The sequence below is a fragment of the Amycolatopsis keratiniphila genome, from assembly GCF_000400635.2.
GTDB classification, from domain to species: domain Bacteria; phylum Actinomycetota; class Actinomycetes; order Mycobacteriales; family Pseudonocardiaceae; genus Amycolatopsis; species Amycolatopsis keratiniphila.
The window spans coordinates 4,248,387-4,270,289 of record NC_021252.1 but is presented as its reverse complement, the minus strand read 5'-3'; the positions used below and the strand labels follow the sequence as shown (position 1 = coordinate 4,270,289).

Sequence of the window (21,903 nt, the reverse complement as noted above, 5' to 3'; positions counted from 1 at the left end):
CACGACGCTATCGGCGCCCGGGGCCCGGCGTCTCCCCGCCACGCCGGTCAAGCGGTCATCGACAACATGGCTTCGACGAACGGGGTCCGCTCGCCCCGCTCCAGCGGGCGCATCACGAACAGCGGAGCGAGCGCGACACACCACGCGCGCACCCGTCCCGCGTCGAAACCCGGCACATACGGCGCGATCGCGTCGAAACCGTCTTCGAGCGTTCCACCCTCGCGCATCAGGAGCGTGACCCAATCGGCCAGATCGAACCACGGATCACCGACACTCGGACGCGGGTCGATCGCGACCGCACCCCTCCCGGGCCCGCCGTCGAGGACGTTGCCCGGATGCAGATCGCCGTGCACGATCGCGGTCCCTGCCCCGCCGGTCGCGAGTGCGAGCGCCCGCCGCCGCGCCCGATCGAGGGTCTCCAACGAAAGCGTGGCCTCGGCGACCGAACCCCGCAGCCCGCGCTCGGCGAGGTCGTACATGAAGACGACGCGCTCTTCCAGCGTCGAGAACTCCGGCGGCGGGGCCACCGCGTGGATCTGAACCAGCAGGTCACCGACCTCGGCCCACGGGACGTCCGCCCCCGCGTCCAGCAATTCCGTGCCCGGGTCGATGCCCTCCAGCAGGATCGCGCCGTCGCCGAGTTCGGTGTCCAGCACCTGCACGACCCGCGAGCAGCCGTCCCACGCCCGCAGCGCGGCGGCCTCCGACGCGGCGATCGCGTGATCGGGCGTCAGCTTCAGGACCTTCTTGACTCCGTCGTTCCCGGCGCAGATCAACGTCCGGCCGGTGTTCCCCGGTTTCGCGTCGACGACGGTGAGCCCCCACCGTTCGGCCAGCCGCGCCACGAGGGCGGGCAACTCGTCGCACCACGCCGCGACCCCGTCACCGAACCGCGTGATCAGCCGTGCACGCGCCTCGTCGTCGATCAGAACAGCGGCCACGGGATGGCACGCCAGTCGTCACCGGGCTCCGGGAACACGGCCTCCGCCACCAGCAGCTCGGTCCGCTCGGCCAGCGCCCGGATCTCGAACCCGGTGAGATGCTCGCCGAGCGCGTCACCGAGTTCGCCGTCCAGCTTCTCGCGCAGACCACGCAGCTTGCCGATCTCGTCCTCGGTCAGCCGCTCGCCGATCCAGCCCCAGAGCACCGTCCGCAGCTTCGGGTCGGTATGCAGGCAGATCCCGTGATCCACGCCGTAGACACGACCGTCGGCACCGGCCAGCACATGGCCGCCCTTGCGATCGGTGTTGTTGACCACGATGTCGAGCACGGCCAGCTCCCGCATCCCCGCACGGTCCGCGTGCGCGAGCACCGCGGGTTCACCGTCGCGATCGTGCGCGTGCAGCACCACACGCCAGTCGTCCGGCACGCTCTCCGGGGACCGTACATCGACCAGTTCCTCGTCACTGGTCTCGATCCACAGCTGCACCATGCCGGGCCCGAACGGCCCATCGCGCAACACCGTGGGCGGAATCGCGCCGAGCCCGGAGGCGTCCGCGATCATCGCCGTCGCGACCTCCCGGCCGGCGAGCGTCCCATCCGGGAAGTCCCACAACGGCCGCTCACCGGAAACCGGCTTGTACACCACGTTGCCGGTGACACCGTCGAGCTCGATCGTGCAGAACAACGTGACATTGGAGGCATCGACGAGCCTGCCTTCGACGTCGATCTTGCCGCGCGCCACCAGCTCCCGCGAAGTCTCCGTCACCCGCTCAGTCCTCGAGGACGTCGACGTCGCGCCGGTACCCGTTCTGACGCGGGCAGATATGACCCGCCGGGTCCAGCGGTTCCGCGCACAACGGGCACGGCTTGCGGCCGGCGTTGACCACCCTGTCCGCCCGCTCCGCGAAAGCGCGCGCAGCGCCGGGGGTCAGGAAGACACGGACGGCGTCCGGCCCCTCCTCGGTGTCGTCCAGAACGACCGTTTCGTCCACCTCGCCTTCCGTCATCGCGAGCAGCTCGATGACGACGGCACTGCTGTCGGCGTCCCAGCCGAGCCCCATCGTGCCGACGCGGAACTCCTCCTCGACCGGAACGGTCAGGGGGTCGACGTCGAGGAGCTCATCGGGCGCGTCGTCCGGTACGTCCGCGCCGAACCGGCTGGCGACCTCTTCCAGCAGCGAGCTGAGCCTCTCGGCCAAGACCACGACCTGCTGTTTTTCGATCGTCACACTGATCGTGCGGACGTCCTCGGACGCCTGGAGGTAGAACGTGCGGTCGCCGGGCTCACCGACGGTTCCTGCGACGAACCGGTCGGGCTGGCGGAAGACGTGGATTACGCGAGACATGGCACCTTTGACCCTAGGCCACGACCACATGATCGGCATCCGCCGCCCCATGGTTCAGCCCAGGGCGAAACCGCCGCGCCCCGCGCAGGCACGGGCAAAGAGACGAACCTAGTCTTCCCCTGTGGTTGAGATCGCCCCTTACGGCACCTGGACGTCTCCCCTGTCGGCCGCCGACGTCGCGGCCTCGGGAGTCAGCGCGCAATGGCTCGGAACGGCGGGAAACGAGGTCTGGTGGGCCGAAGCGAGAACAGGTGAAGGCGGCCGCGTGACCCTCGTGCGGTCACGCGCCGACGGCACGGTCGAAGACATCCTTCCCGCCCCGTGGAACGTCCGGAACCGCGTCCACGAGTACGGCGGCCGCCCCTGGCTCGTCCTCGGCGACGTCCTGGTCTTCACCCACTGGACGGATCAGCGCGTCTACCGCCGCGACCTGACCACCGGCGAGACGACACCACTGACCCCGGAACCGGCGACGCGGCACCAGATCCGCTACAGCGACCTCCGGCCCGGCCGACCCGGCGAAGTGTGGATGGTCCGCGAACGCAGCACCGGCCCCCGGCGCGTCGACATCGCCCGGGACCTCATCGCGGTCCCGCTCGACGGCGGCCCGGAACGCGTTCTGACGGCCAGCCATCACTTCCTCACCGCACCACAGCTTTCCCCCGACGGGACGCGCGCCGCGTGGCTCGGCTGGAACCACCCCGCGATGCCCTGGGACGGCACCGAACTGTGCGTCGCCGAACTCCGCGAAGACGGCACCTTCGGCCCGCACCGCGTGCTCGCCGGCGCCGCCGACGTCTCCGTCTGCCAGGTCGACTGGGAGTCGGCGGACAGCCTGCTCGCCCTGCTCGACCCGAACGGCTGGTGGAACCTGCACCGCGTCGGACTCGACGGCAGCCTCACGAACCTGGCCCCGGCCGAACAGGAGATCGGCGGCGCGCAGTGGAAACTCGGTGCCCGCTGGTTCACGCCGCTCGGTGACGGCCGGTTCGCCGTCATCGCCTCGGGCAAGCTCGCCGTCCTCGACGAGACGACGCGGGAACTGAACCCGGTGACGGCCGCCGCCGACCTCACCGCGTGGTCCACCAACGGCTTGGCCGTCCACGAAGGGTGTGTCGTCGGCGTCGCGGCGGGCCCGAAGCGCGAAGCCGCCGTCGTGAAGGTCGATCTCGCCGCCGGGACGGTGACGGAGCTCGCTTCGGCACCCGAACCGCCTTCGCCCGCCTATCTGTCGACACCCGTCGAGCGGATCTTCAAGACCGACGACGGTGACCGGATCCCCGCCTTCCTCTACCTCCCCGCGAACCCCGACTTCGCCGCACCGGACGGGGAACTGCCACCACTGTTCGTGTACCCGCACGGCGGGCCGACCGGCCGGGACAGCGCGGTGCTCGACCACGAGATCGCCTACTTCACCAGCCGCGGCATCGCCGTCGTCACGGTCAACTACGGCGGCTCGACCGGATACGGACGCGCCTACCGCGAACGGCTGCGGGAACAGTGGGGCGTCGTCGACGTCGCCGACTGCGTCACCGTCGCCGAAGCCCTTGCCGCCGAAGGCACCGTCGACGGCGACAGGCTCGCGATCCGCGGCGGAAGCGCGGGTGGCTACACCTCCGCCGCCTCGCTGACCACCACGACGACCTACCGCGCGGGCACCGTGATGTACCCGATCCTCGACCTCACCCAGTGGACCGGCGACGGCGGCGAGACACACGACTTCGAATCCCGCTACCTCGACGGGCTGATCGGGCCGCTGCCGGAGGCCGAGCAGCGCTACCGGGACCGGTCGCCGATCAACAACGCGGACACGCTCGCCGGCCCCCTGCTGTTCCTGCAGGGGCTGGAGGACGAGATCTGCCCACCCGAGCAGGCGGACCGGTTCGTGGCGGGACTCGCCGGGCGCGGCATCGACCACGCGTACCTGAGGTTCGAGGGCGAACAACACGGATTCCGGAAGGCGGAGACGATCGTGGCCGCGCTCGAAGCGGAGTTGTCGTTCTACGGCCAGGTCTTCGGGTTCGAGACACCCGGCGTGCCGAAGCTCCGGTTCAGCCGGTGAGGCCACCGAAGACGCGACCGGGCGACACGATCGCCTTGGTCGCCCCGGCGGGCCCCGTCCCGCCGGACCTCGTCGAGAAGGCGCTGCCCGTACTCCGCGGCTGGGGCGTCGAGGTTCACGTCGGCGAATGCGTCCGGGCCGCCTCCACCGGCTACCTGTCGGCTTCCGACGAGCAGCGGGCCGCCGAGTTCACCCGGGCCTGGCTGGATCCCGGAGTGACCTGCGTCCTCGCCGCCCGCGGCGGCTACGGCTCGCAGCGCATGCTCGACCTGGTCGACTGGGCGGCGCTGAAGGCGGCCGGGCCCAAGATGTTCGCCGGATCCAGCGACGTCACCGCACTGCACGGGGCGGTGAATGTCCACTTGGGACTGGAGACGCTGTTCTCCCCCATGCCCGCGACAACCCTGTTCGACGCGGTGGCCGCCGAACACCTGCGGCTGTCGCTGTTCGAACCGGAAGGCGTGCGGCTGATCGCCTCGCCGACGTCGTCACCGCTGGTGGCGGGCACCGCGACCGGCACACTCGCCGGCGGCAACCTCGCCCTGCTGACGGCCGGCCTCGGCACGCCGGAACAGGGCTCGGCACGCGAGTCGATCGTGCTGCTGGAGGACGTCACCGAGAGCCTCTACCGGATCGACCGGATGCTCACCCAGCTGCTGCGTTCCGGCTGGCTCGACGGTGTCCGGGGCTTCGTGCTGGGCTCCTGGAAGTCCTGCGGTGATCCCGACGACCTCCGGGCCCTGATGCTCGACCGGCTCGGGCCACTCGGCGTACCCATCGCGTGGGATTTCGGCGTCGGACACATCCCGGCGTCCCCGACCATTCCCCTCGGAGCGCGGGCCACTCTCGACGCCAACGAGGGGACCCTCCAGGTTTTGCCATAACGGCAATGGAACTTGCGAACACGGCGGAACCGCGGGCATCTTGCGGTCATGGATTCGACACAGCAGTTCTGGGAAGACTTCTACCGGGACAAGGACCAGGTCTGGAGCGGGAAGGCGAACCCCATCCTGGTGAACGAGGTCGCCGCCCTCACGCCAGGCACCGCACTCGATCTCGGGTGCGGCGAGGGCGGTGACGCCATCTGGCTCACGCAGCAGGGCTGGCGCGTCACCGCCGTCGACATCTCGGACGTCGCGCTCCAGCGCGCCGCCGCCCACGCGGCCGAGGCCGGCGTCGAGGGCATCACCTGGGAGCGTCACGACCTGGCGAAATCGTTCCCGGAAGGTCGTTTCGACCTCGTCTCGGCACAGTTCTTCCACTCACCCGTCGCGGAGGACGGCGAACGGGACAAGGCACTCCGCCGCGCCGCCGAAGCCGTCGCCCCGGGCGGGACCCTGGTGGTCGCCGGCCACGCGGGCTGGCCGACGTGGATGGACGAACCGCCGCACAAGGACGTCCACTTCCCGACGACCGCCGAGGTCCTCGAAGCGCTGGCGTTGGCCGACGGCGAATGGACCGTGGAGCGGCAGGACCTGATCACGCACGACTTCCCCGGCCCGGAGGGACAGCACGGAACACGGTCGGACAACGTGCTCCGCGTGCGCCGCTCGGGCTAGGTACCTTCACGGCATGCGGATGACGCCTGCCGAAGCCCGGTCACGGTTCGAAGGCGAGCGGATCGCGCGACTGGCGACGGCCGGTTCGGACGGCGTCCCCCATCTCGTGCCGGTGACGTTCGTCGTCGAAGGCGACTCGGTGGCCTTCGCGATCGATCACAAGCCCAAGAGCACCACGGCGTTGCGGCGGCTGAAGAACATCGCGGAGAATCCCGTCGTCAGCTTCCTGGCCGACCGTTACGACGAAAACTGGGCCGGGCTTTGGTGGGCTCGGGCGGACGGGGTCGCCCGCGTGCTGACCGATCCCGACGAGCAGGCTCTCCCAGTGCGACTGCTGCGGGAGAAGTATCCGCAGTACGAGGCACAGCCCGCTCCGCACGCGGTGGTGACCACGCTCGTTCACTCCTGGAGCGGATGGGTCTCTTCTTGAGCTTCTTTTTGGCCTTGTTGCCGTTTACGGCAACAAGGCCTTCGCCATGCCGTATAGGTCGTTATACACTTTGGTGAGGTTCCGTGAAGGCCTCCTTGAGGGACTCTGGGTCTCTCAAGGAGGCCTTCACGGAATGTCAGATCGCCTCAGGAGTTGCAACCCCATGGGGGTGTCCCACCAAGGCCTAAGTACTTGAGATCAGGACGACCGAGGAGCCTCAGCAGGCAGGAACTGCTCCGTCGGCTTCCCCCGCCAAGCGGCGATGATCCCCAGCGGATCCGGCCGCAGCAGCGAAGCGGCCGCGTACACGCTCGCCGCGACGACACCGGCCATGAACCACCAGTCGTACAGGGCCTGCTCCCCCGTCGGGTAATAGACCAGCGTCACGAACACCGACACCGCGACGACCACCGCGAGGTTCCGGCGGCGCCATTCGAAGGCTGACAGGACCACGAAACCCCAGGTCAGGTACCACGGCAGCGACGGCGGCGGGACGATGGCACCGGCCAGCAGCACGATCGCCATCCGGTGGATCGCCGGGTAGCCGCCGTCGCGCGCCAGCCACCACTGCCAGCCGGCGAAGACGAACAGCCCGACCATCGCGATCGCCCGGAACACCGTGACGAACGGCGAGACCTCGACGTCGATCACCAGGTTCACCAGCGAGTAGAAGATCTCGCCGATCCCGGTCGGGAAGTTCATCCAGTTCGCGATCAGCGTCGGCGCCTTGAGGCCGGTCAGCCAGCCCAGGTTGACCGAGCCGAGCGAGAGCCAGGTGCCCGCGACGAACACCGGCAGGAAGATCCCGACCGACGCCGCGCCCGCGCGGAAGAAGTTGACCACCTTCCGGTCGCCGGGCAGGTGGTTCGCCCACACCCAGACCAGGAACGGCAGCGCCCACGCCGCGGTGGGCTTGATCAGCATGCCGATGGTGACCAGGACGATCGCGACGACGTGCTTGCGCTCCAGCGCCGCCAGCACACCCACGGTGAGGAAGCCCAGCATCAGCAGGTCGTTGTGCGGGCCGCCGACGAGGTGGATCACCGTCATCGGGCTGGCGATGGCGAGCCACAGGGTGATCGGGAGCTTGCCGCCGAGGTGCTTGACCAGCCGCGGCAGCGACCACAGCATCCCGACCAGGCCGATCATCAGGACCAGCCGGGTCGCGATGACACCGGCGATCATGTCGTTGCCGGTGACCGAGACGATCCCCTTGGCGACCAGCAGGAACAGCGGGCCGTACGGCGCGGGCGTGGTCTGCCACAGCGGGTGGACGTTCTGCACGACGTCCGGCAGCACGACCAGCTCGGCAGGACCATTGGCGTACGGGTCGAGGCCGTTGAGCAACTGCGCGCCCTGCGCGAGGTACGAGAAGACGTCGCGGGTGAACAGCGGCGGCGACACCAGCAGCGGCGCCATCCAGCAGGCCGCGGCGATGACGATCGGGCGGCTTCCGATCCGGCCAGCGAGCGCGTAACGGCCCAGCCGGACCCATGCCCAGATGATCAGCGCGAAGCCCGTGTACAGCATCGCGTTGGCGAGGATGCGGCCGTGGCCGTAGCGGATCCACGACAGTGGTCCGTGCCCCAGGATCGGGTCACGGATGAGGATGCCGCCGGCGCCGAGCGCCGCCAGCATCAGCAGCGTGCTGCCTATGGTTCCCATCGCGATGGTGCGGTACGGGAACCGGGAAGGCACCCGTAGCCGCTCGCCGAGCGAACCGGCCGAGGGCGTCTGCTGGGGGTCTGTCGTGGTCGCCATTTCGAGATTGGAGGTTACACACCGCGCCTGTGCGAGTGCGCGGCAATGGGGGTTTCCCGCGCGGTTCCACCGGGCAACGCGGCGAGCAGCGACTTCGTGTAGTCGTGCTTCGGATCCAGCAGGACCTCCTCCACGGTGCCGACCTCCACCAGCTCCCCTCGGTACATCACGGCGACCCGGTCGGCGATGTTCCAGGCCAGCCCGAGGTCGTGGGTGATCACGAGCCCGGCGAGACCGAGTTCACGCCGCAGGCGCAGCAACAGCGCGAGGATCTCCCCGCGCACCGACGCGTCGAGCGAGGCCACCGGTTCGTCGGCCACGATCACGCCGGGGTCCAGCGCGAGCGCGCCCGCGATGACGACCCGCTGCCGCTGCCCGCCGGACAGCTCGTGCGGGAGCCGGTCGAGGAACTTCTCCGCGGGCCGCAGTTCGGCCGCTTCCAGTGCCTTGACGACGATCTCGTGCTCGCTCGCGCCCATCCCGTGGATGCGCGGGCCTTCCGCGACGGCTTCGTACACCGTGTGATTCGGGTTCAGCGCGCTCGTCGGATCCTGCAGCACGAGCTGGACCTGCCGCCGGTACGCCTTGAGCCCGGCGCCACCGAGCGGGACCGGTTTGCCGTCGTATCGCACCGCGCCGGAATCGGGTTTCTGCAGCCCGAGCAGCGTCCTGGCCAGCGTCGTCTTGCCGGAGCCGGATTGGCCGACGAGCGCGACGATCTCGTCCTTCCGCACCTGCAGGCTCACCCCGGCGACGGCGTTGATGCGCTTGCCGGTGCGATCGCGGAAGCTGACGCGCAGGTCTTCGGCCTCCAGCAACGCCGGCTGATCGGCACTGCGTTCCGGCTCGGGCGGCAGCGGTGTGCTGGTCGCGGGCGCGAACCGGGACACCGGGTCGCCGACGGTCGGGAACGCGGCCGCCAGCGCCTTGCTGTGCTCGTGATGCGGCGCGCTCATCAGCTCCGCGCTCGGCCGCTCCTCGACGATCTCGCCGTCGTACATCACCGCGATCCGGCGACAGGTCGCGGCGAGCACCGACAGATCGTGACTGATCATGATCAGCCCGATCCCCTGTTCGGCGACGAGCCTGCCCAGCAGATCGAGCACCTGGGCCTGGACGACGACGTCGAGCGCGGTCGTCGGCTCGTCCGCGATGATCAGCCGCGGCGAGCAGGCCAGCGCCATCGCGATCATGACACGCTGCTTCTGGCCGCCGGACAGCTCGTGCGGGTACGCCCCTGCACGGCCGGGCGGCAGGTCGACCTGTTCGAGCAGTTCCTTGACCTTGGCCTGGATCTCGCCGTCCGAAAGCGCCTTGCCGCCGGGCGGGTGCAGCCGGATCGGCTCCGCGATCTGCTCGCCGATCTTCCGCACCGGGTTGAGCGCGTGCATCGCACCCTGAAACACGACCGAGGCCTCGGCCCAGCGCACGGCGCGCAGCCTGCCCCACTTCATGGCCGTGACGTCCTCGCCGTCCAGCAGGATCTCGCCGCTGACCTTCGCCGAACGCGGGAGCAGCCGCAGCACGCTCATCGCGACCGTCGACTTCCCCGACCCCGACTCCCCCGCCACACCGAGGGTGTCGCCGGGTTCGAGCACGAGATCGACCCCGCGGACGGCGGCGACCTCACCGCTGCCAGTGGCGTACGTGACGCCGAGGTTCTTCAGTTCCAGCAACGGGCTCATGAGTGCTGTCCCTTCAGGCGCGGGTTCAGCACGGTCTCCAGCGCGCGTCCGACGAGGGTGAAAGCGAGGACGACCACGACGATCGCGACACCCGGCGGCAGCAGGTTCCACCAGGCGCCCTTGCTGATCGCGCCGTTGTTCAGCGCGGTCTGCAGCATGGCTCCCCACGAGACGGTGTTCGGGTTCCCGACACCGAGGAACGCCAGCGTCGCGTCCGCGATGACCGCGTTGCCCACGACGAGCGTGGTGTTGGCCAGCACGAGCGGCATGACACCGGGCAGGACGTGCTTGCCGACGATATGCAGATGACCGCCGCCGAGCGCCTTCGCGCGCTCGATGTACGGACGGCCTTCGATCGTCAGTGTCTGCGCGCGGACCAGCCGGGCGGTGCTCGGCCAGGCGGTGACGCCGATGGCGACGATCACCGTCATCGCGCCCTGCTCCAGCACCGACGCCAAGGCCACAGCGAGGACGAGCGACGGCAGTACCAGGAAGAAGTCCGTGAACCGCAGCAGCAGCCCGGACAGCCAGCCGCCGAAGTGCGCGGCGGCGATCCCGATGATCGTGCCGATCAGCACCGAGAGGAAGGCCGCCGAGAACCCGACGAGCAGGGAGATCCTCGCGCCCCAGAACGTCATCAGCAGCACCGAACGGCCGTCGATGTCGGTGCCCAGCCAGAACTCCCCGCTGGGCGGGTTCAGCGAACCGCCGTGGGCCTTGGTGACATCGAGGCCGGACTCGTCCGAGATCACCGGCGCGAGAATGGCCAGCACAGTGAGGATGCCGAGGAAGGCCAGTCCGAAGACACCGGCCTTGTTCGTCGTGAACTCGTGCCAGCGCTTCGCCACGGCCTCGCGGCGGCGCCGCCAGACGATCGAACCGGGTTTTTCCGCAGTGGTCATGCCGTCCGCACCCTGGGGTCGAGCACGCGGTAGAGCAGCTCCGCGAGCAGGTTCATCAGCACCACCGCGCCGGCCAGGGTGACGAAGACTCCTTGCAGGACAGGCAGATCAGGCCCGCGGAGCGCTTCGTAGAGCAGCTGCCCGAGCCCCGGCCAGCTGAACACGGCCTCGACCGAGACCGCGCCCGAGACGACCATGCCGAACTGCATGAAGACCAGCGTCACCGTCGGCAGGAGGGCGTTGGGCACGGCGTGCCGCTTGCGCACCAGGTCGTCGCGCAGGCCCTTGGCCCGTGCGGTGGTGAGGTAGTCCGAGTTCATCTCGCCGATCAACGACGACCGCATGACCAGCATGTACTGCGCGTAGAACACCACCAGCAGGGTCACGCACGGCAGTACCAGATGGTGGAGGACGTCGAGACCCTCACTGAAGAAGCCCGGCTCGACGTCCGGGGAATGCATGCCCCGGCTGGGAAAGAGCCCGTCGGTCGCCACGAGCAGCATCAGCCCGAGCCAGAACTGCGGGACCGACCACAGGGTCAGGGCGAGTCCCGTCTGAGCCTTGTCGAACCCGCTCCCCCGCCGCCAGCCCGCGCGGATGCCGAGCCAGAGGCCGAGCGCGACCGCGAGCACCGTGGCACTGCCGACGAGCAGGATCGTCGGCCACAACCGCTCGCCGATCATGTCGAAGACCGGACGCCGCTGCAGGTACGAGACGCCCATGTCGCCCTGGAGCAGGCCGACGAGGTAGTCCCAGAACTGTTGCAGCAGAGGCTTGTCGACGCCCATCTGGGCGCGCAACTCCGCCATCATCTTCGGATCGGTCGGCCGGTCGCGGACCATGAACCGCACGGGATCGCCGGGCAGCGTCCGGAACAGGAAGAACCCCAGCACGACGACGAGCGCGAGGCTCGCCAGCGCGCCGCCGATCTTGGAGAGCACGAACCGGGCGGTGCCGGTCCCGCCCCGGCGCTCGTCGGGATCGACGAGCGCCGAGGACTGGTCGAGGGAACTGAGTGCTTCGGTCAACGCTGCTCTTACTCCCGGTCGTCAGCCGACTTGCCGCGCCGCCCGAGCAGCACGCCGCCGCCGACGAGCACCACGAGCACGACCGCGCCGATGCCGATCCACAATCCCGTGTTGCTGCCCTCCTCAGCGCCGGCCGCCGCCGCGTCGGCCGGGGTGGCACCGTAGACGCCCCAGTAGCCGGACTGCTCGAGAATCGCGCCGTCGGGCTGCGGCTGCTTGGTGAACGAGGAGAACTTGTCCGAGCGGTAGGCCTCGAGCACGTTGTCGTAGTCCAGGACGACGTCGACGTACTCGCCCGCCAGCACGGCCTGCGCCTGCTTGACGAGCTCGGCGCGCTTCGCCGGGTCGAACTCGGTCAGCTGCTTCTTGTACAGGTCTTCGTAGCGCGGGTCGCAGAAGAACGTCGCCGAGCTGCCGCCGTTGCCCTCGGCGTTCGGGCGGCCGGCGCAGGTGTTCAGGCTCAGGGCGTAATCGGGGTCGGGCGAGGTGCCGTAGCCGGAGATCGCGAGGTCGTAGTTACCCGCCGTGGTGCGCTCGTCCAGCTCGTCGTCGGAGACGAGTTCCTGCTTGACACCGATACCGGCGTCCTTGAGCCAGCCGGTGACGAACTGCGCGACACGCTGGTCGAACGGCCGGTTCGCGTGGCCGGCCAGGCGGAACTCCAGCTTCGCGCCACCGGGGGCGACACGGATGCCGTCCGCTCCCTTGGCGTAACCCGCCTGGTCGAGGGTGGCGTTCGCGGCCGCGATGTCGAACTTGGTCTTCTCGGCGTCGGACGGGGTCCAGGTGTAGGCCTTGTAGATCGCCGGTACGACGCCGGTCCCGGGCTGGCCGTAGCCGTTCATCACCTTTTCGACGATGGTGTTCGTGTCGATGGCCTGCGCGATCGCCTTACGGACGCGGAGGTCCTTGAGGATCGGGTTCCCGTCACCGATCGGCTGGTCGAGCACGTTCTTGACGCCGAAGTTGATGATGAGCTCGTTGTACCGGCGGCCCGGCGCCTTGTTCGTGGTGATGTTCTTCTCGCTCTTGAGCGCGTCGAACTGGGTCGGCGTGAGACGGTTGATGACGTCGACCTCGCCCTGCTTCAGCGCGTTGACCGCGGCCTCGGCGTCCTTGAACTGCAGCAGCTGCAGCTCGTCGACCTTGGGCGCCCCGCGCCAGTAGTCCTTGTTCGCCTTGAACTTCACGAACTCGTTCTTCTTGTACTCGGTCAGCAGGTACGGGCCGCTGCCGACGCCGACGACGGCCATGTCGTCGGTCGAGGGGGCGTTGAGATCCTTGATCGGCTCCCAGATGTGCTTGGGCACGATCGGGACGTCGAGCGAGGTCATGCTCGACTGCGGGGCCTTGGTCTTGATGACGAGCGTCTTGTCGTCCGGCGCCGACACCGAGGCGAAGTTGGTGACGTAGCTGCCGTTCGCGGTGCGGGCGTTCTCGTCGTCGAGCATCCGCTGGAAGGTGTACGCGGGGTCCTGCGCGGTGATCGGCTTGCCGTCGGACCACTTCATCCCCTGACGGATGGTGAAGGTCCAGGTGAGCTTGTCGTCCGACGTCTTCCACGACTCCGCGATCCCGCCCGTGGGCTGGGTGTCCTCGGCCGAAGGCAGGGTCAGGAACTCGTAGTTGAACCGGCCGACCTGGGTCGACGCCGCCAGCTGGGCGGTGAAGGGGTTCAGGTGGTCGATGCCGGTCGTGAGCGCCACCCGGAGGACCTTGCCCTGCTGCTGTGCCGCCGCGGCGGGCACGAAAGGCACCGTCGCGACCGCCGAAGCGGCGAGGACGGCGACCACGCGAAGACCACGCCGTCGCCTCGGAAAACGCTCTGTGCGCACGAAGACCACCCCATCGAAACTCGCTGTAACCCAACCCCCGAGGCGGAAAAGTAACCACATGTCGCGGTAACCGCGCAATGACTCGCCAATACCGATCGTGCACGGCGGATGTCGTCGCGTGGTCGACAGCTACTTTACGTCTCGCCGACGTCGCACTGCGTCACCGTTTCGGCGCGCGAAACGGCGACACGTGCAGTGTCCTGGGTATTCAAGGGAAGCGGGCTTGCAGAAGCCTTGCGCGCGATGATGCCCAATCGATACGTGCGACGAAGTGCGAGCAAAGCGTTTCGTCCTCTGGATGCGGTCGTTGCACGCGCAAGTACCGCATCCAGAGGACGAAACGCGGGGCGTCAGCCGACGGAGACCTCACGCCGCCGCGCGGTGGCCGCGGCCGCGTAGAGCCACGCGAACAGCGCCCACATCCCGGCGAAGATGAGCCCGACGGTCACGTACGCGACCGTCCACAGCACCGCGGGCGTCTCCGACTTCCGCTCTCGTTGCAGGAACTCGATCTCGGACATGAACGGGCGCGTGCCGGACGTCGCGTCGATCGACGGCGCGTTCGCGGCCGGGTCGGCGGGCGCGTAGATCGGGGCCAGCCCCATCACCCGGTTCGGGACATGCACGCGGATCCCGGTCTTCCACTGGCCGAACACCGGCAGCGGCTGGGCCGTGCGGTACACCCCGTCGCCGATCTTCTCCAGCGGCGCGGTGAAGAAATCGCCGCCTTGCCAAGCGAAACCGTTGAGCCACACGGCGTCGTCGGCCAGGTCGGGCCGCGAGATCGTGACGGTCGCGTCGACCCAGCGGGGCGTGCCGCCACCGTGCGGGTTCGAGATCGGCAGCCCGGTCGCGGCCTCGGTCAGCCGGACGTCGGCGGTGAACCCCGGCTCCGGATCGGCCGGGACGGCGACCGCCGACATCAGGGCGACCGCGCCCAGCGCGCCGACGAGCCCGACCGAGTGCCGGGGCCTGGCCGCGGGCACCCGCGTCGCCGTCTCCTCCACTCGCTGGTACTGCCAGACGCCGATGAACGCACCAGCGAGCGCCGCACCGGTCCCGAACAGGACGAACAGCGGCAGATGCGCCGTGGGCCAGGGATTCGGCATCAGCCAATGGGTGAACGCCGCCTCGGCGAGCATCCCGGCCGTCCCGACGAGGAGACCGGCGACGGCGGCGAACGTATAGCCCTGCCGGTTACGCATCGCGAAGGCGACGACCTCGATGATCACCGCTTCGGCGACGTACGGCAACAACGACGCCACGTGCAGGTCGGCGAACAGCGGGATGACCGCGAACGAAGCACGAGAAGCGAGGAAGACCGCGAGCACGATCAGCGCGCCGCCCGGGCCCCAGGACAGCCGGCCGTAGGTCAGCGTCCAGGCACCGATCAGGCCGACGAGCACGACCTGCGACAGCATCGGGAACTGCGGCACACCGAGATCGAACTCCATGAGGAACGCCGAAGCGCCCATCATCCAGGCGCCGGCGAGGACCGGGCCGAGCAGGCGCACGACCGGTCCGGTCGCACCGACCTGGCGCGCCTCGCCGAGCAGCAGTTGCAGACCCAGCACGACACAGACACCGCCGCCGATCATCAGGACGTGCGTCGGCCCCCATTCGGTGACGTCCTGGCCGAACAGGCGGTGCCAGACGTCGTCGAGCGGAAAGCCCGCGATGCCGACGAGCCCGGTCGCCATCATCTGGATGGATCCCATCGGCGCCCGCCAATGCGGGCCGATCTTGAACGTGCGCTTGGGCAGGTCCTTCGTCGCCAGGGTCGCGCTCAGCACACCGCTGGCGAAGATGCCCATCAGTCCGAAGTAGATCGGGTAGTGCGACGGGTTCGCGAGCGGGCCTTCGTCGCGGCCGAGCTCCATGTGGATCGGCACGTCCCAGTAGACGCCGATCAGCGCCGACATCCCGGAAAGGAAGGCGACGAACATCGGCAGTGCCGCCCAGCGCGGCAGGCCGGTGAGCTCGCCCATCCAGTCCGCCACGCGACCGAAGACCGTCCGCTTCCCCGCCCGCTCGCGAAGCACGAAAAGCGCCAAGGGCAGGAAGACCGCCGTGAACATCAGGCCCGCGATGACGATCTGCCCGAATTGCGCTCCGCCGGCAGGCGGGCTCTCCTGAGCCATGAACACCGTTCTCGCCTTCCTGCTAACCTGAGTAACTGTTACCTTGGGGTAACACGATAGGCGCAAGGTCCCGGCCGGGCAAGCCGGGGCGTACGACTTGGAGGAACCTCGATGCGGAGGATCTGCGGGATCACCGTGGCCGCGCTGCTCGCCCTGACCGGCTGCTCGGGATCGGCGCAGGACCCGGCGCCGAGCACCGGCACCCGGACCGTCAAGTTCTCGGTCACCGAGGGCAAGCGCACGGCAGGCCCCGAGGAGGTCGCCGTGCGCACCGGCGAGAACGTCGCCCTCGAAGTCACCTCGGACCAGCCGGACGAACTCCACGTACACGGCTACGACAAGGCCGCCCAGCTCGCCCCCGGCGTTCCGGGAACGGTCTCTTTCACCGCGAACATCGACGGGATCTTCGAGGTGGAACTGCACAAGAGCGGCGCGGCGGTGACCAAGCTCCGGGTGAGCGGATGATCCTGGCGCACGGGCTCGGCGGCCGGTCCGATCTGCCGGTCCCGCTGTGGCTCGCGCTCTACGCGGGAGCGGCGGCCGTCGTGGTCTCCTTCTTCGCGCTCACCGTGCTCTGGAAGAAGCCCAAACTCCGCGGCGCCGACGCCGGTCGACCTCTCCCCCTTGCCCTGCAACGGTTCGTCGACAGAAGGTTCTCGCGAGTCGCTTCAAGCGCGCTCGGCGTGGTGTTGTTCGCGGGCTTCCTGGCGACGGCGTGGGCGGGCCCCGACAGCTCGGCCGACAACCCGGCCCCAGCCTGGTTCTACGTCTGGTTCTGGGTCGGACTCGTTCCGCTCTCACTCCTGTTCGGCCCGGTCTGGCGGCGGTTGAATCCACTGAGGACGGTCGCGTCGCTGATCCCGTCCCGGCATCGCGAGCTCCCGGACCGGCTCGGCTATCTCCCCGCGATCGTCGGCCTCCTGGCGTTTTTGTGGCTGGAACTGGTGTTCCCGCATTCGGATTCGCCGCAGGCGATCGCTCTTTTCGCCACCGTATATGCCGTTATACACGTTGCACTCGGCGTCGTTTTCGGCCCGCGCTGGTTCGACCGCGGTGACGCTTTCGAGGTCTACGCACGCTTGATCGCGGCCCTCTCCCCTTTCGGCAGGCGCGCCGACGGACGCCTGGTGGTCCGCAATCCGCTGGACGGCCTGCTCACCATCTCCCCCGCGCCGTGGCTGACCGCGCTGGTGCTGGTGGTGCTCGGCTCGACCGCGTTCGACGGCCTGACCCGCCTCCCCTTCTGGACATCGCTGGACGCCGGCGTCCTCGGCGGCACCGCCGGGCTCGCGGCATGTATCGCGCTCACCTATGGCGCCTACGCGGGCGCCATCAGCCTGACCAGGCCGTACCTGCGTCGAGGATTCGACCCGTATCCCGCGTTCGCGCCTTCGCTGATCCCGATCATGGTCGGGTACACCGTCGCGCATTACTTCTCGTTCGCCGTGTTCTCGGGGCAGCAGGGCTTCGGCCGCGCGATCGACTACACGATCGTGTCGACCGGCGTGATCGCGCTGGTGCAGATCGCCGGAATCGTCGCCGGGCACGTGCTGGCCGTAACCTCGGCACATGACCGTTCCGTCGGCGTGCTGCGCGCGAACTACGTCAAGGTGGGCCAGTATCCGATGCTGGCGCTGATGATCGGCTACACCGCGCTCGGGATCGCGCTGGTCTCCGGCTCATGAGCATCGCGGCGCGGGTGGTGATGATGCACCAGGGCGGCTGGGACGAGATCCTGATCTTCGTCGGCCCCGTGGTGATCATCGGTCTGCTCATCTACGTGGCGCGCAAGCAGGTCCCGACCACGCCCGAGGAAGACGACGAGTAACCCGTCATCCGACGGGTCCGCCGCCGAGAAGCAGCGCCCCGGCCAGTTCGGTGACCTCGTCCCGCGACCGGCCGTCGTGGTCGGCGGCCATGAAGTGCTTGCCGATCAGGAGCGAGAACGCGAGCAGGCAGCGGGCTTCGACCTCGTCCTCGTCGGCGAAGATCTCGCGCATGAGGGAACGCAGGTAGTCCATCCGCTGGTTGTCGACCCTCCGGAGGCGTTCGGCGACCGCGGCGTCGCGCCGGGCCCAATCCCGGATGGCGAGGTCGATCGGCAGCAGACGCTCGCCGGCGAGCAACCCCGCGCGCCGGATCTTCGCCCTGGCGTCGCCGCCTTCGCTCTCGACACTCTCGAACAGCAGCTCGGTGCTCATCCGCTCCCAGGTGGCGAGCATTTCCTCCAGCAGCGCGCCCCGATCGGCGAAATGACCGTAGAACCCGCCTTTGGTGACACCCAAGGCTTTCGCGAGTACCTCGACGCGAACCGCGTCGGGACCTCCAGCGGCGAGGGCGGTCAGCCCCGCGTCGATCCAGGCGCTCGGCGGGGTCCGGGTTTCGGCGGCCATGGGATCACCGTATCTCGCGTCACTCCAGCACCACGAGGACGATATATACGCTACCGTACAGATGGCGGAAACGCACTGGGAGGAACAACGACGATGACTGTCGGATTCGAGGTCTCGGCATGAAACTCGCGGAAACGGCCCACACCGCTCACACCTGGCGGATCCACGAGATAGCCGGGACCTTCGACCTCGAAGACGTCTGGGCGCTCGACACACCCGGCGGGCCGGACGACTTCGGCAAACTGGTGAAGCAGTTCTCGTCGGGGAACTTCCCAGACGGGTCTCCGCTCCCCGTCCGGGCGCTGTGGGCGCTGCGGTGGAAGCTCGGCGGACTACTTGGGCTGGACAAGCGGGATTCGGGGCTCGACACACGGGTGGGATCGCTCCGCGGCAAGCTGCCGCAGGACCTCCGCGACACCCCCACCGGCCCAGAGGAAGACTGGTTGCCGTTCACCCCGCTCTACCGGCTCGAAGACGAGTTCGCCGCCGAAATGGCGAACCGGACCATGCACGGCGTCCTGCACATCGCATGGGTCGAGGACGGACAGGGCGGATACCGCGGTCAGATGGCGGTGCTGGTCAAGCCCAACGGCCTGTTCGGCCGGGCGTACATGGGCTTCATCAAGCCGTTCCGGTACCTGATCATCTATCCGGCGCTCATGCGGATGATCGCGCGGGAGTGGAAGGGTGACTCCTAGTTCCAGCCTCGAGTGTCCGCAAGAGACATATCGCGTCGATCAGGCGCCCACTTGATACCGCTATGCCTGTTTCTGGACGGGGTCGTGAGTGATAATGAGGGTTAGAACCACCCAAATCACTCACGACCCCCGCACAAAGTGGCCAAATCGGGCGTTTTCGCTCGAACAGCGTCCCTTGTGGACAGTCAGGGGCACACGCCAGGTCTCTATGGCGAGCATGCTCTCCCCACCAACTCCACACTCGCGTGATTGAAGCCGCAACTCGCGTGAGCAGAGGCGGAACACCCGAGTGCGGCCTCCAATCACGCGAGTTACGCCCCTGATCACGCGAGTCACGTCTTCGTTCACGGACGGCTCAAGATCGGCGCGTGCTCCGCACCAGCGTCATGTCCTTCTCCCGCACCGGTTCGTGGCAGTGCGCGCACACCGTCTCCGGCGCGAGCACCTCACCGCACGAATGCCGCCACACCGTCGGCGGCGGCCCCTCGGTGACATACGTGTCGCCCCACGCCATCAGGTTCAGCAGCACGTGGTTTAGCGCGTGCCCCGCCTCCGTGAGCACGTACTCGTAGCGCGGCGGATGCTCCTCGTAGAGCCGTTTCTCGAGGATCCCCGTCTCGACGAGCTTCCGCAGCCGCGCGGTCAGGATGTCCCGGCTCGCCCCGGTGTTGCGGACGATCTGGTCGAACCGCCGCGCCCCGAAGAACACCTCACGCAGTGCGAGCAGGCTCCAGCGCTCCCCGATCACCTCCATCGCGTTGGCGATCGAGCAGTCCCTCGGTCCTTCAGTCATACGACCAGCGTAAACCCAGTGAGTCTTGATTTCCAACCCACTCGATGCGACAGTGAGTTGGAGATCCCAACTCACCACTGGAGGCAGCCGTGCACGACGCGGTCATCGTCGACGCCGTCCGAACCCCGATCGGCAAGGGCAAGCCCGGGGGCGCCCTGCACGAGATCCACCCGGTCCAGTTGCTCGCCCACACGTTGCGGGCACTCGTCGAGCGCAACGGGCTCGACCCCGAGCTGATCGACGACGTCATCGGCGGCGCGGTCGACCAGGTCGGCGAGCAGGCCCAGAACGTCACGCGGTGGGCGGCGCTCGCCGCCGGGCTGCCGGAAAGCGTGCCCGCGACCACCGTCGACCGGCAGTGCGGGAGCAGCCAGCAGGCGGTCCACTTCGCCGCGCAAGGGGTGATGGCCGGCGCGTACGACGTCGTCATCGCCTGCGGCGTCGAGTCCATGAGCCGGGTCCCGATGTGGTCGAACGTGCTGCCGGGCACCGATCCGCTCGGCCCCGGCGTCGCGGAGCGCTATCCGGAAGGTCTGGTGCCCCAAGGGATCAGCGCCGAACTCATCGCCGCTAAGTGGTCGCTCAGCCGGGAAGCGATGGACGAGTTCGCGATGTCCTCCCACCGGAAGGCGGCGCGGGCACACGAACTCGGCCGGTTCGCGAGCCAGATCGTGCCGATCGAGACGCCCTCGGGCCGGGTGTCCACCGACGAATCCGTCCGGCCGGGAACCGACCTCGCGGCCCTCGCCAGGTTGCGCCCGGCGTTCCAGGACGCGGACGTGGCCGCGCGCTTCCCGCAGATCGACTGGTCGGTGACCGCGGGCAACAGCAGCCCCATCAACGACGGCGCCTCGGCCGTGCTCATCACTTCCAGCGAAACCGCGGCGAGGCTGGGCCTCCGGCCGCGCGCCCGGCTGCACAGTTTCGCGGTCACCGGATCCGACCCTCTGCTCATGCTCACCGGCGTCATCCCGGCGACGGAGAAGGTGCTGCGGCGCGCGGGGCTGAGCCTCGCGGACATCGACCTGTTCGAGATCAACGAGGCCTTCGCCAGTGTCGTGCTGGCGTGGCAGCAGGAGACCGGCGCCGACCCGGCCAAGGTGAACGTCCACGGCGGCGCGATCGCGCTCGGCCATCCGCTCGGCGCGAGCGGGACCCGGCTGATGGGCACGCTGGTCAACGCGCTGCACCACCACGGCGCCCGGTACGGCCTGCAGGCCATGTGCGAAGGCGGCGGCCAGGCGAACGCGACCATCCTGGAGGCGCTGTGACCGACCGGCTCCCCAGGAAACTGAAGGATCACCCCTCGGTACAGGCGGTGCTCGCCAAGCCGCGCGACAAACCGTCGCCGGTCATCGACGCCGCCTGGCTCAAGGAGATCTGTCTCGCCGCAGGCGCCGACGACGCGGCCGCCGTCTCCCTCGACCACCCGGATCTGGCGGGCGAGCGCGAGCACGTCGAGCGCGCGCTGCCCGGCACGAAGACCCTCGTCTCGCTCGTGGTGCGGATGAACCGCGACGACGTCCGCTCCCCCGCTCGCAGCGTCGCCAACCAGGAGTTCCATCGCACCGGCGAGATCATCAACGAAGCGGGGCACACGATCGTCCGGACCCTGCAGGACGCCGGGTACCGCGCGATCAACCCGTCGGCGACGTTCCCGATGGAGATGGAGCACTACCCCGGCCGGATCTGGGTCGTCGCGCACAAGACGGTCGCCGTCGCGGCCGGACTCGGCGCCATGGGGCTGCACCGCAACGTCATCCACCCGAAATTCGGCAACTTCGTGCTGCTGGCGACCCTGCTGGTCGACGCCGAGGTGTCCACCTACGGCGAGGCGATCGACTACAACCCTTGCCTGGAATGCAAGCTGTGCGTCGCCGCCTGCCCGATCGGCGCGATCTCGAAGACCGGCGAGTTCGACTTCCTCGCCTGCTCGACGCACAACTACCGCGAGTTCATGAGCGGCTTCACCGACTGGGCGCAGACCGTGGCCGACAGCGAGGACGCCGCCGACTTCCGCTCCAGGGTGTCCGACTCGGAGAACGTGTCGATGTGGCAGAGCCTCGCGTTCAAACCGAACTACAAGGCCGCGTATTGCATGGCGGTCTGCCCGGCGGGCGAAGACGTGCTCGGGCCTTACCTCGAAGACCGGCGCGGTTTCCTCGGCACCGTGGTGAAACCCTTGCAGGACAAGGTGGAGACGCTGTACGTGCGGGAAGGTTCCCCGGCGAAGGCCTACGCCGAACGCCGCTTCCCCCACAAACCGGTGAAGGAGGTCGACGGCGGCTACCCGCGGCGGTAGGGCCGCCCCTACCCCGCGGCCGGGGG

At 68.8% G+C, this 21,903-nt stretch carries 21 protein-coding genes; 10 read left to right on the top strand and 11 right to left on the bottom strand.

The features are described 5' to 3' along the window. Positions 1–47: 47 nt before the first annotated feature. Genes AORI_RS60445 through AORI_RS60435 form a run of 3 tightly spaced genes read right to left on the bottom strand, consistent with a single transcriptional unit; the run spans position 48 to position 2,288 of the window. Positions 48–941 carry an aminoglycoside phosphotransferase family protein gene (locus tag AORI_RS60445; RefSeq protein ID WP_016334237.1) on the bottom strand — a complete coding sequence of 298 codons (894 nt, stop codon included), beginning with the start codon at positions 939–941 and terminating at the stop codon, positions 48–50. Further along, on the bottom strand, positions 926–1,708 hold the full coding sequence (locus AORI_RS60440) for an SCO1664 family protein (protein WP_016334236.1): 783 nt from the start codon (positions 1,706–1,708) through the stop codon (positions 926–928). The genes AORI_RS60445 and AORI_RS60440 overlap by 16 nt, the downstream gene beginning before the upstream one ends. A 4-nt stretch (positions 1,709–1,712) precedes the next feature. Beyond that, entirely contained in the window at positions 1,713–2,288 is a 576-nt protein-coding gene (locus tag AORI_RS60435; RefSeq protein WP_016334235.1) for a DUF3090 domain-containing protein, read from the bottom strand. 121 nt (positions 2,289–2,409) lie between these two features. Here AORI_RS60435 and AORI_RS60430 point away from each other — a divergent pair, with 121 nt between their 5' ends. From AORI_RS60430 to AORI_RS60415, 4 genes are read left to right on the top strand one after another with little or no spacing between them, the layout of a single operon-like run. Continuing rightward, positions 2,410–4,350 carry a S9 family peptidase gene (locus AORI_RS60430; RefSeq protein ID WP_016334234.1) on the top strand — a complete coding sequence of 647 codons (1,941 nt, stop codon included), beginning with the start codon at positions 2,410–2,412 and terminating at the stop codon, positions 4,348–4,350. Further along, a complete protein-coding gene (locus tag AORI_RS60425; RefSeq protein WP_016334233.1) occupies positions 4,347–5,234 on the top strand; it encodes a S66 peptidase family protein in 888 nt (295 codons plus the stop codon). Before AORI_RS60430 ends, AORI_RS60425 begins: the two co-directional genes overlap by 4 nt. Positions 5,235–5,282: 48 nt before the next feature. Then, the gene (locus AORI_RS60420; protein WP_016334232.1) at positions 5,283–5,909 is read left to right on the top strand and encodes a class I SAM-dependent methyltransferase; all 627 of its coding nucleotides are present in this window, start codon (positions 5,283–5,285) and stop codon (positions 5,907–5,909) included. A gap of 13 nt (positions 5,910–5,922) precedes the next feature. Further along, positions 5,923–6,339: a TIGR03668 family PPOX class F420-dependent oxidoreductase gene (locus tag AORI_RS60415; protein ID WP_016334231.1), complete on the top strand. Its 417-nt coding sequence runs from the start codon at positions 5,923–5,925 to the stop codon at positions 6,337–6,339. Positions 6,340–6,537: 198 nt separating this feature from the next. Here the strand turns inward: AORI_RS60415 and mptB are convergent, their stop codons facing one another. From mptB to AORI_RS60385, 6 genes are all read right to left on the bottom strand, one after another. Then, positions 6,538–8,100 (bottom strand): polyprenol phosphomannose-dependent alpha 1,6 mannosyltransferase MptB, encoded by a 1,563-nt coding sequence (gene mptB / locus AORI_RS60410; RefSeq protein WP_016334230.1) that lies wholly within the window; start codon positions 8,098–8,100, stop codon positions 6,538–6,540. A gap of 14 nt (positions 8,101–8,114) precedes the next feature. Beyond that, positions 8,115–9,785 (bottom strand): nickel ABC transporter ATP-binding protein NikE, encoded by a 1,671-nt coding sequence (gene nikE / locus AORI_RS60405; RefSeq protein WP_016334229.1) that lies wholly within the window; start codon positions 9,783–9,785, stop codon positions 8,115–8,117. Then, positions 9,782–10,687, bottom strand: a complete 906-nt coding sequence (locus tag AORI_RS60400) for an ABC transporter permease (RefSeq protein WP_016334228.1) — start codon at positions 10,685–10,687, stop codon at positions 9,782–9,784. The genes nikE and AORI_RS60400 overlap by 4 nt, the downstream gene beginning before the upstream one ends. Next, complete coding sequence (locus AORI_RS60395) at positions 10,684–11,715, bottom strand: ABC transporter permease (RefSeq protein ID WP_016334227.1); 1,032 nt, start codon at positions 11,713–11,715, stop codon at positions 10,684–10,686. Before AORI_RS60395 ends, AORI_RS60400 begins: the two co-directional genes overlap by 4 nt. An 8-nt stretch (positions 11,716–11,723) precedes the next feature. Further along, complete coding sequence (locus tag AORI_RS60390) at positions 11,724–13,508, bottom strand: ABC transporter substrate-binding protein (protein ID WP_016334226.1); 1,785 nt, start codon at positions 13,506–13,508, stop codon at positions 11,724–11,726. 392 nt (positions 13,509–13,900) lie between these two features. Continuing rightward, positions 13,901–15,691 carry a hypothetical protein gene (locus tag AORI_RS60385; protein ID WP_228688382.1) on the bottom strand — a complete coding sequence of 597 codons (1,791 nt, stop codon included), beginning with the start codon at positions 15,689–15,691 and terminating at the stop codon, positions 13,901–13,903. 111 nt (positions 15,692–15,802) lie between these two features. Here AORI_RS60385 and AORI_RS60380 point away from each other — a divergent pair, with 111 nt between their 5' ends. Genes AORI_RS60380 through AORI_RS83895 form a run of 3 tightly spaced genes read left to right on the top strand, consistent with a single transcriptional unit; the run spans position 15,803 to position 17,519 of the window. Next, positions 15,803–16,156 carry a cupredoxin domain-containing protein gene (locus AORI_RS60380; protein WP_016334224.1) on the top strand — a complete coding sequence of 118 codons (354 nt, stop codon included), beginning with the start codon at positions 15,803–15,805 and terminating at the stop codon, positions 16,154–16,156. Continuing rightward, positions 16,153–17,376, top strand: a complete 1,224-nt coding sequence (locus AORI_RS60375; protein WP_016334223.1) for a hypothetical protein — start codon at positions 16,153–16,155, stop codon at positions 17,374–17,376. Before AORI_RS60380 ends, AORI_RS60375 begins: the two co-directional genes overlap by 4 nt. After that, positions 17,373–17,519: a hypothetical protein gene (locus AORI_RS83895; protein ID WP_167337770.1), complete on the top strand. Its 147-nt coding sequence runs from the start codon at positions 17,373–17,375 to the stop codon at positions 17,517–17,519. Before AORI_RS60375 ends, AORI_RS83895 begins: the two co-directional genes overlap by 4 nt. 4 nt (positions 17,520–17,523) lie before the next feature. On the opposite strand, the gene AORI_RS60370 is transcribed toward AORI_RS83895, so the two are convergent. After that, a complete protein-coding gene (locus AORI_RS60370; protein ID WP_016334222.1) occupies positions 17,524–18,084 on the bottom strand; it encodes a TetR/AcrR family transcriptional regulator in 561 nt (186 codons plus the stop codon). Positions 18,085–18,203: 119 nt separating this feature from the next. On the opposite strand from AORI_RS60370, the gene AORI_RS60365 reads away from it, so the two are divergent. Next, positions 18,204–18,782: a DUF2867 domain-containing protein gene (locus tag AORI_RS60365; protein WP_016334221.1), complete on the top strand. Its 579-nt coding sequence runs from the start codon at positions 18,204–18,206 to the stop codon at positions 18,780–18,782. Positions 18,783–19,137: 355 nt separating this feature from the next. Here AORI_RS60365 and AORI_RS60360 read toward each other — a convergent pair whose 3' ends face one another. Then, positions 19,138–19,575, bottom strand: a complete 438-nt coding sequence (locus AORI_RS60360; protein WP_043848115.1) for a winged helix-turn-helix transcriptional regulator — start codon at positions 19,573–19,575, stop codon at positions 19,138–19,140. Between the two features lie 89 nt (positions 19,576–19,664). On the opposite strand from AORI_RS60360, the gene AORI_RS60355 reads away from it, so the two are divergent. Together AORI_RS60355 and AORI_RS60350 are read left to right on the top strand one after the other, a co-directional pair. Continuing rightward, on the top strand, positions 19,665–20,846 hold the full coding sequence (locus AORI_RS60355) for a thiolase family protein (protein ID WP_016334219.1): 1,182 nt from the start codon (positions 19,665–19,667) through the stop codon (positions 20,844–20,846). Further along, positions 20,843–21,877: a 4Fe-4S binding protein gene (locus AORI_RS60350; RefSeq protein WP_016334218.1), complete on the top strand. Its 1,035-nt coding sequence runs from the start codon at positions 20,843–20,845 to the stop codon at positions 21,875–21,877. Before AORI_RS60355 ends, AORI_RS60350 begins: the two co-directional genes overlap by 4 nt. The last annotated feature ends 26 nt before the right edge of the window (positions 21,878–21,903 follow it).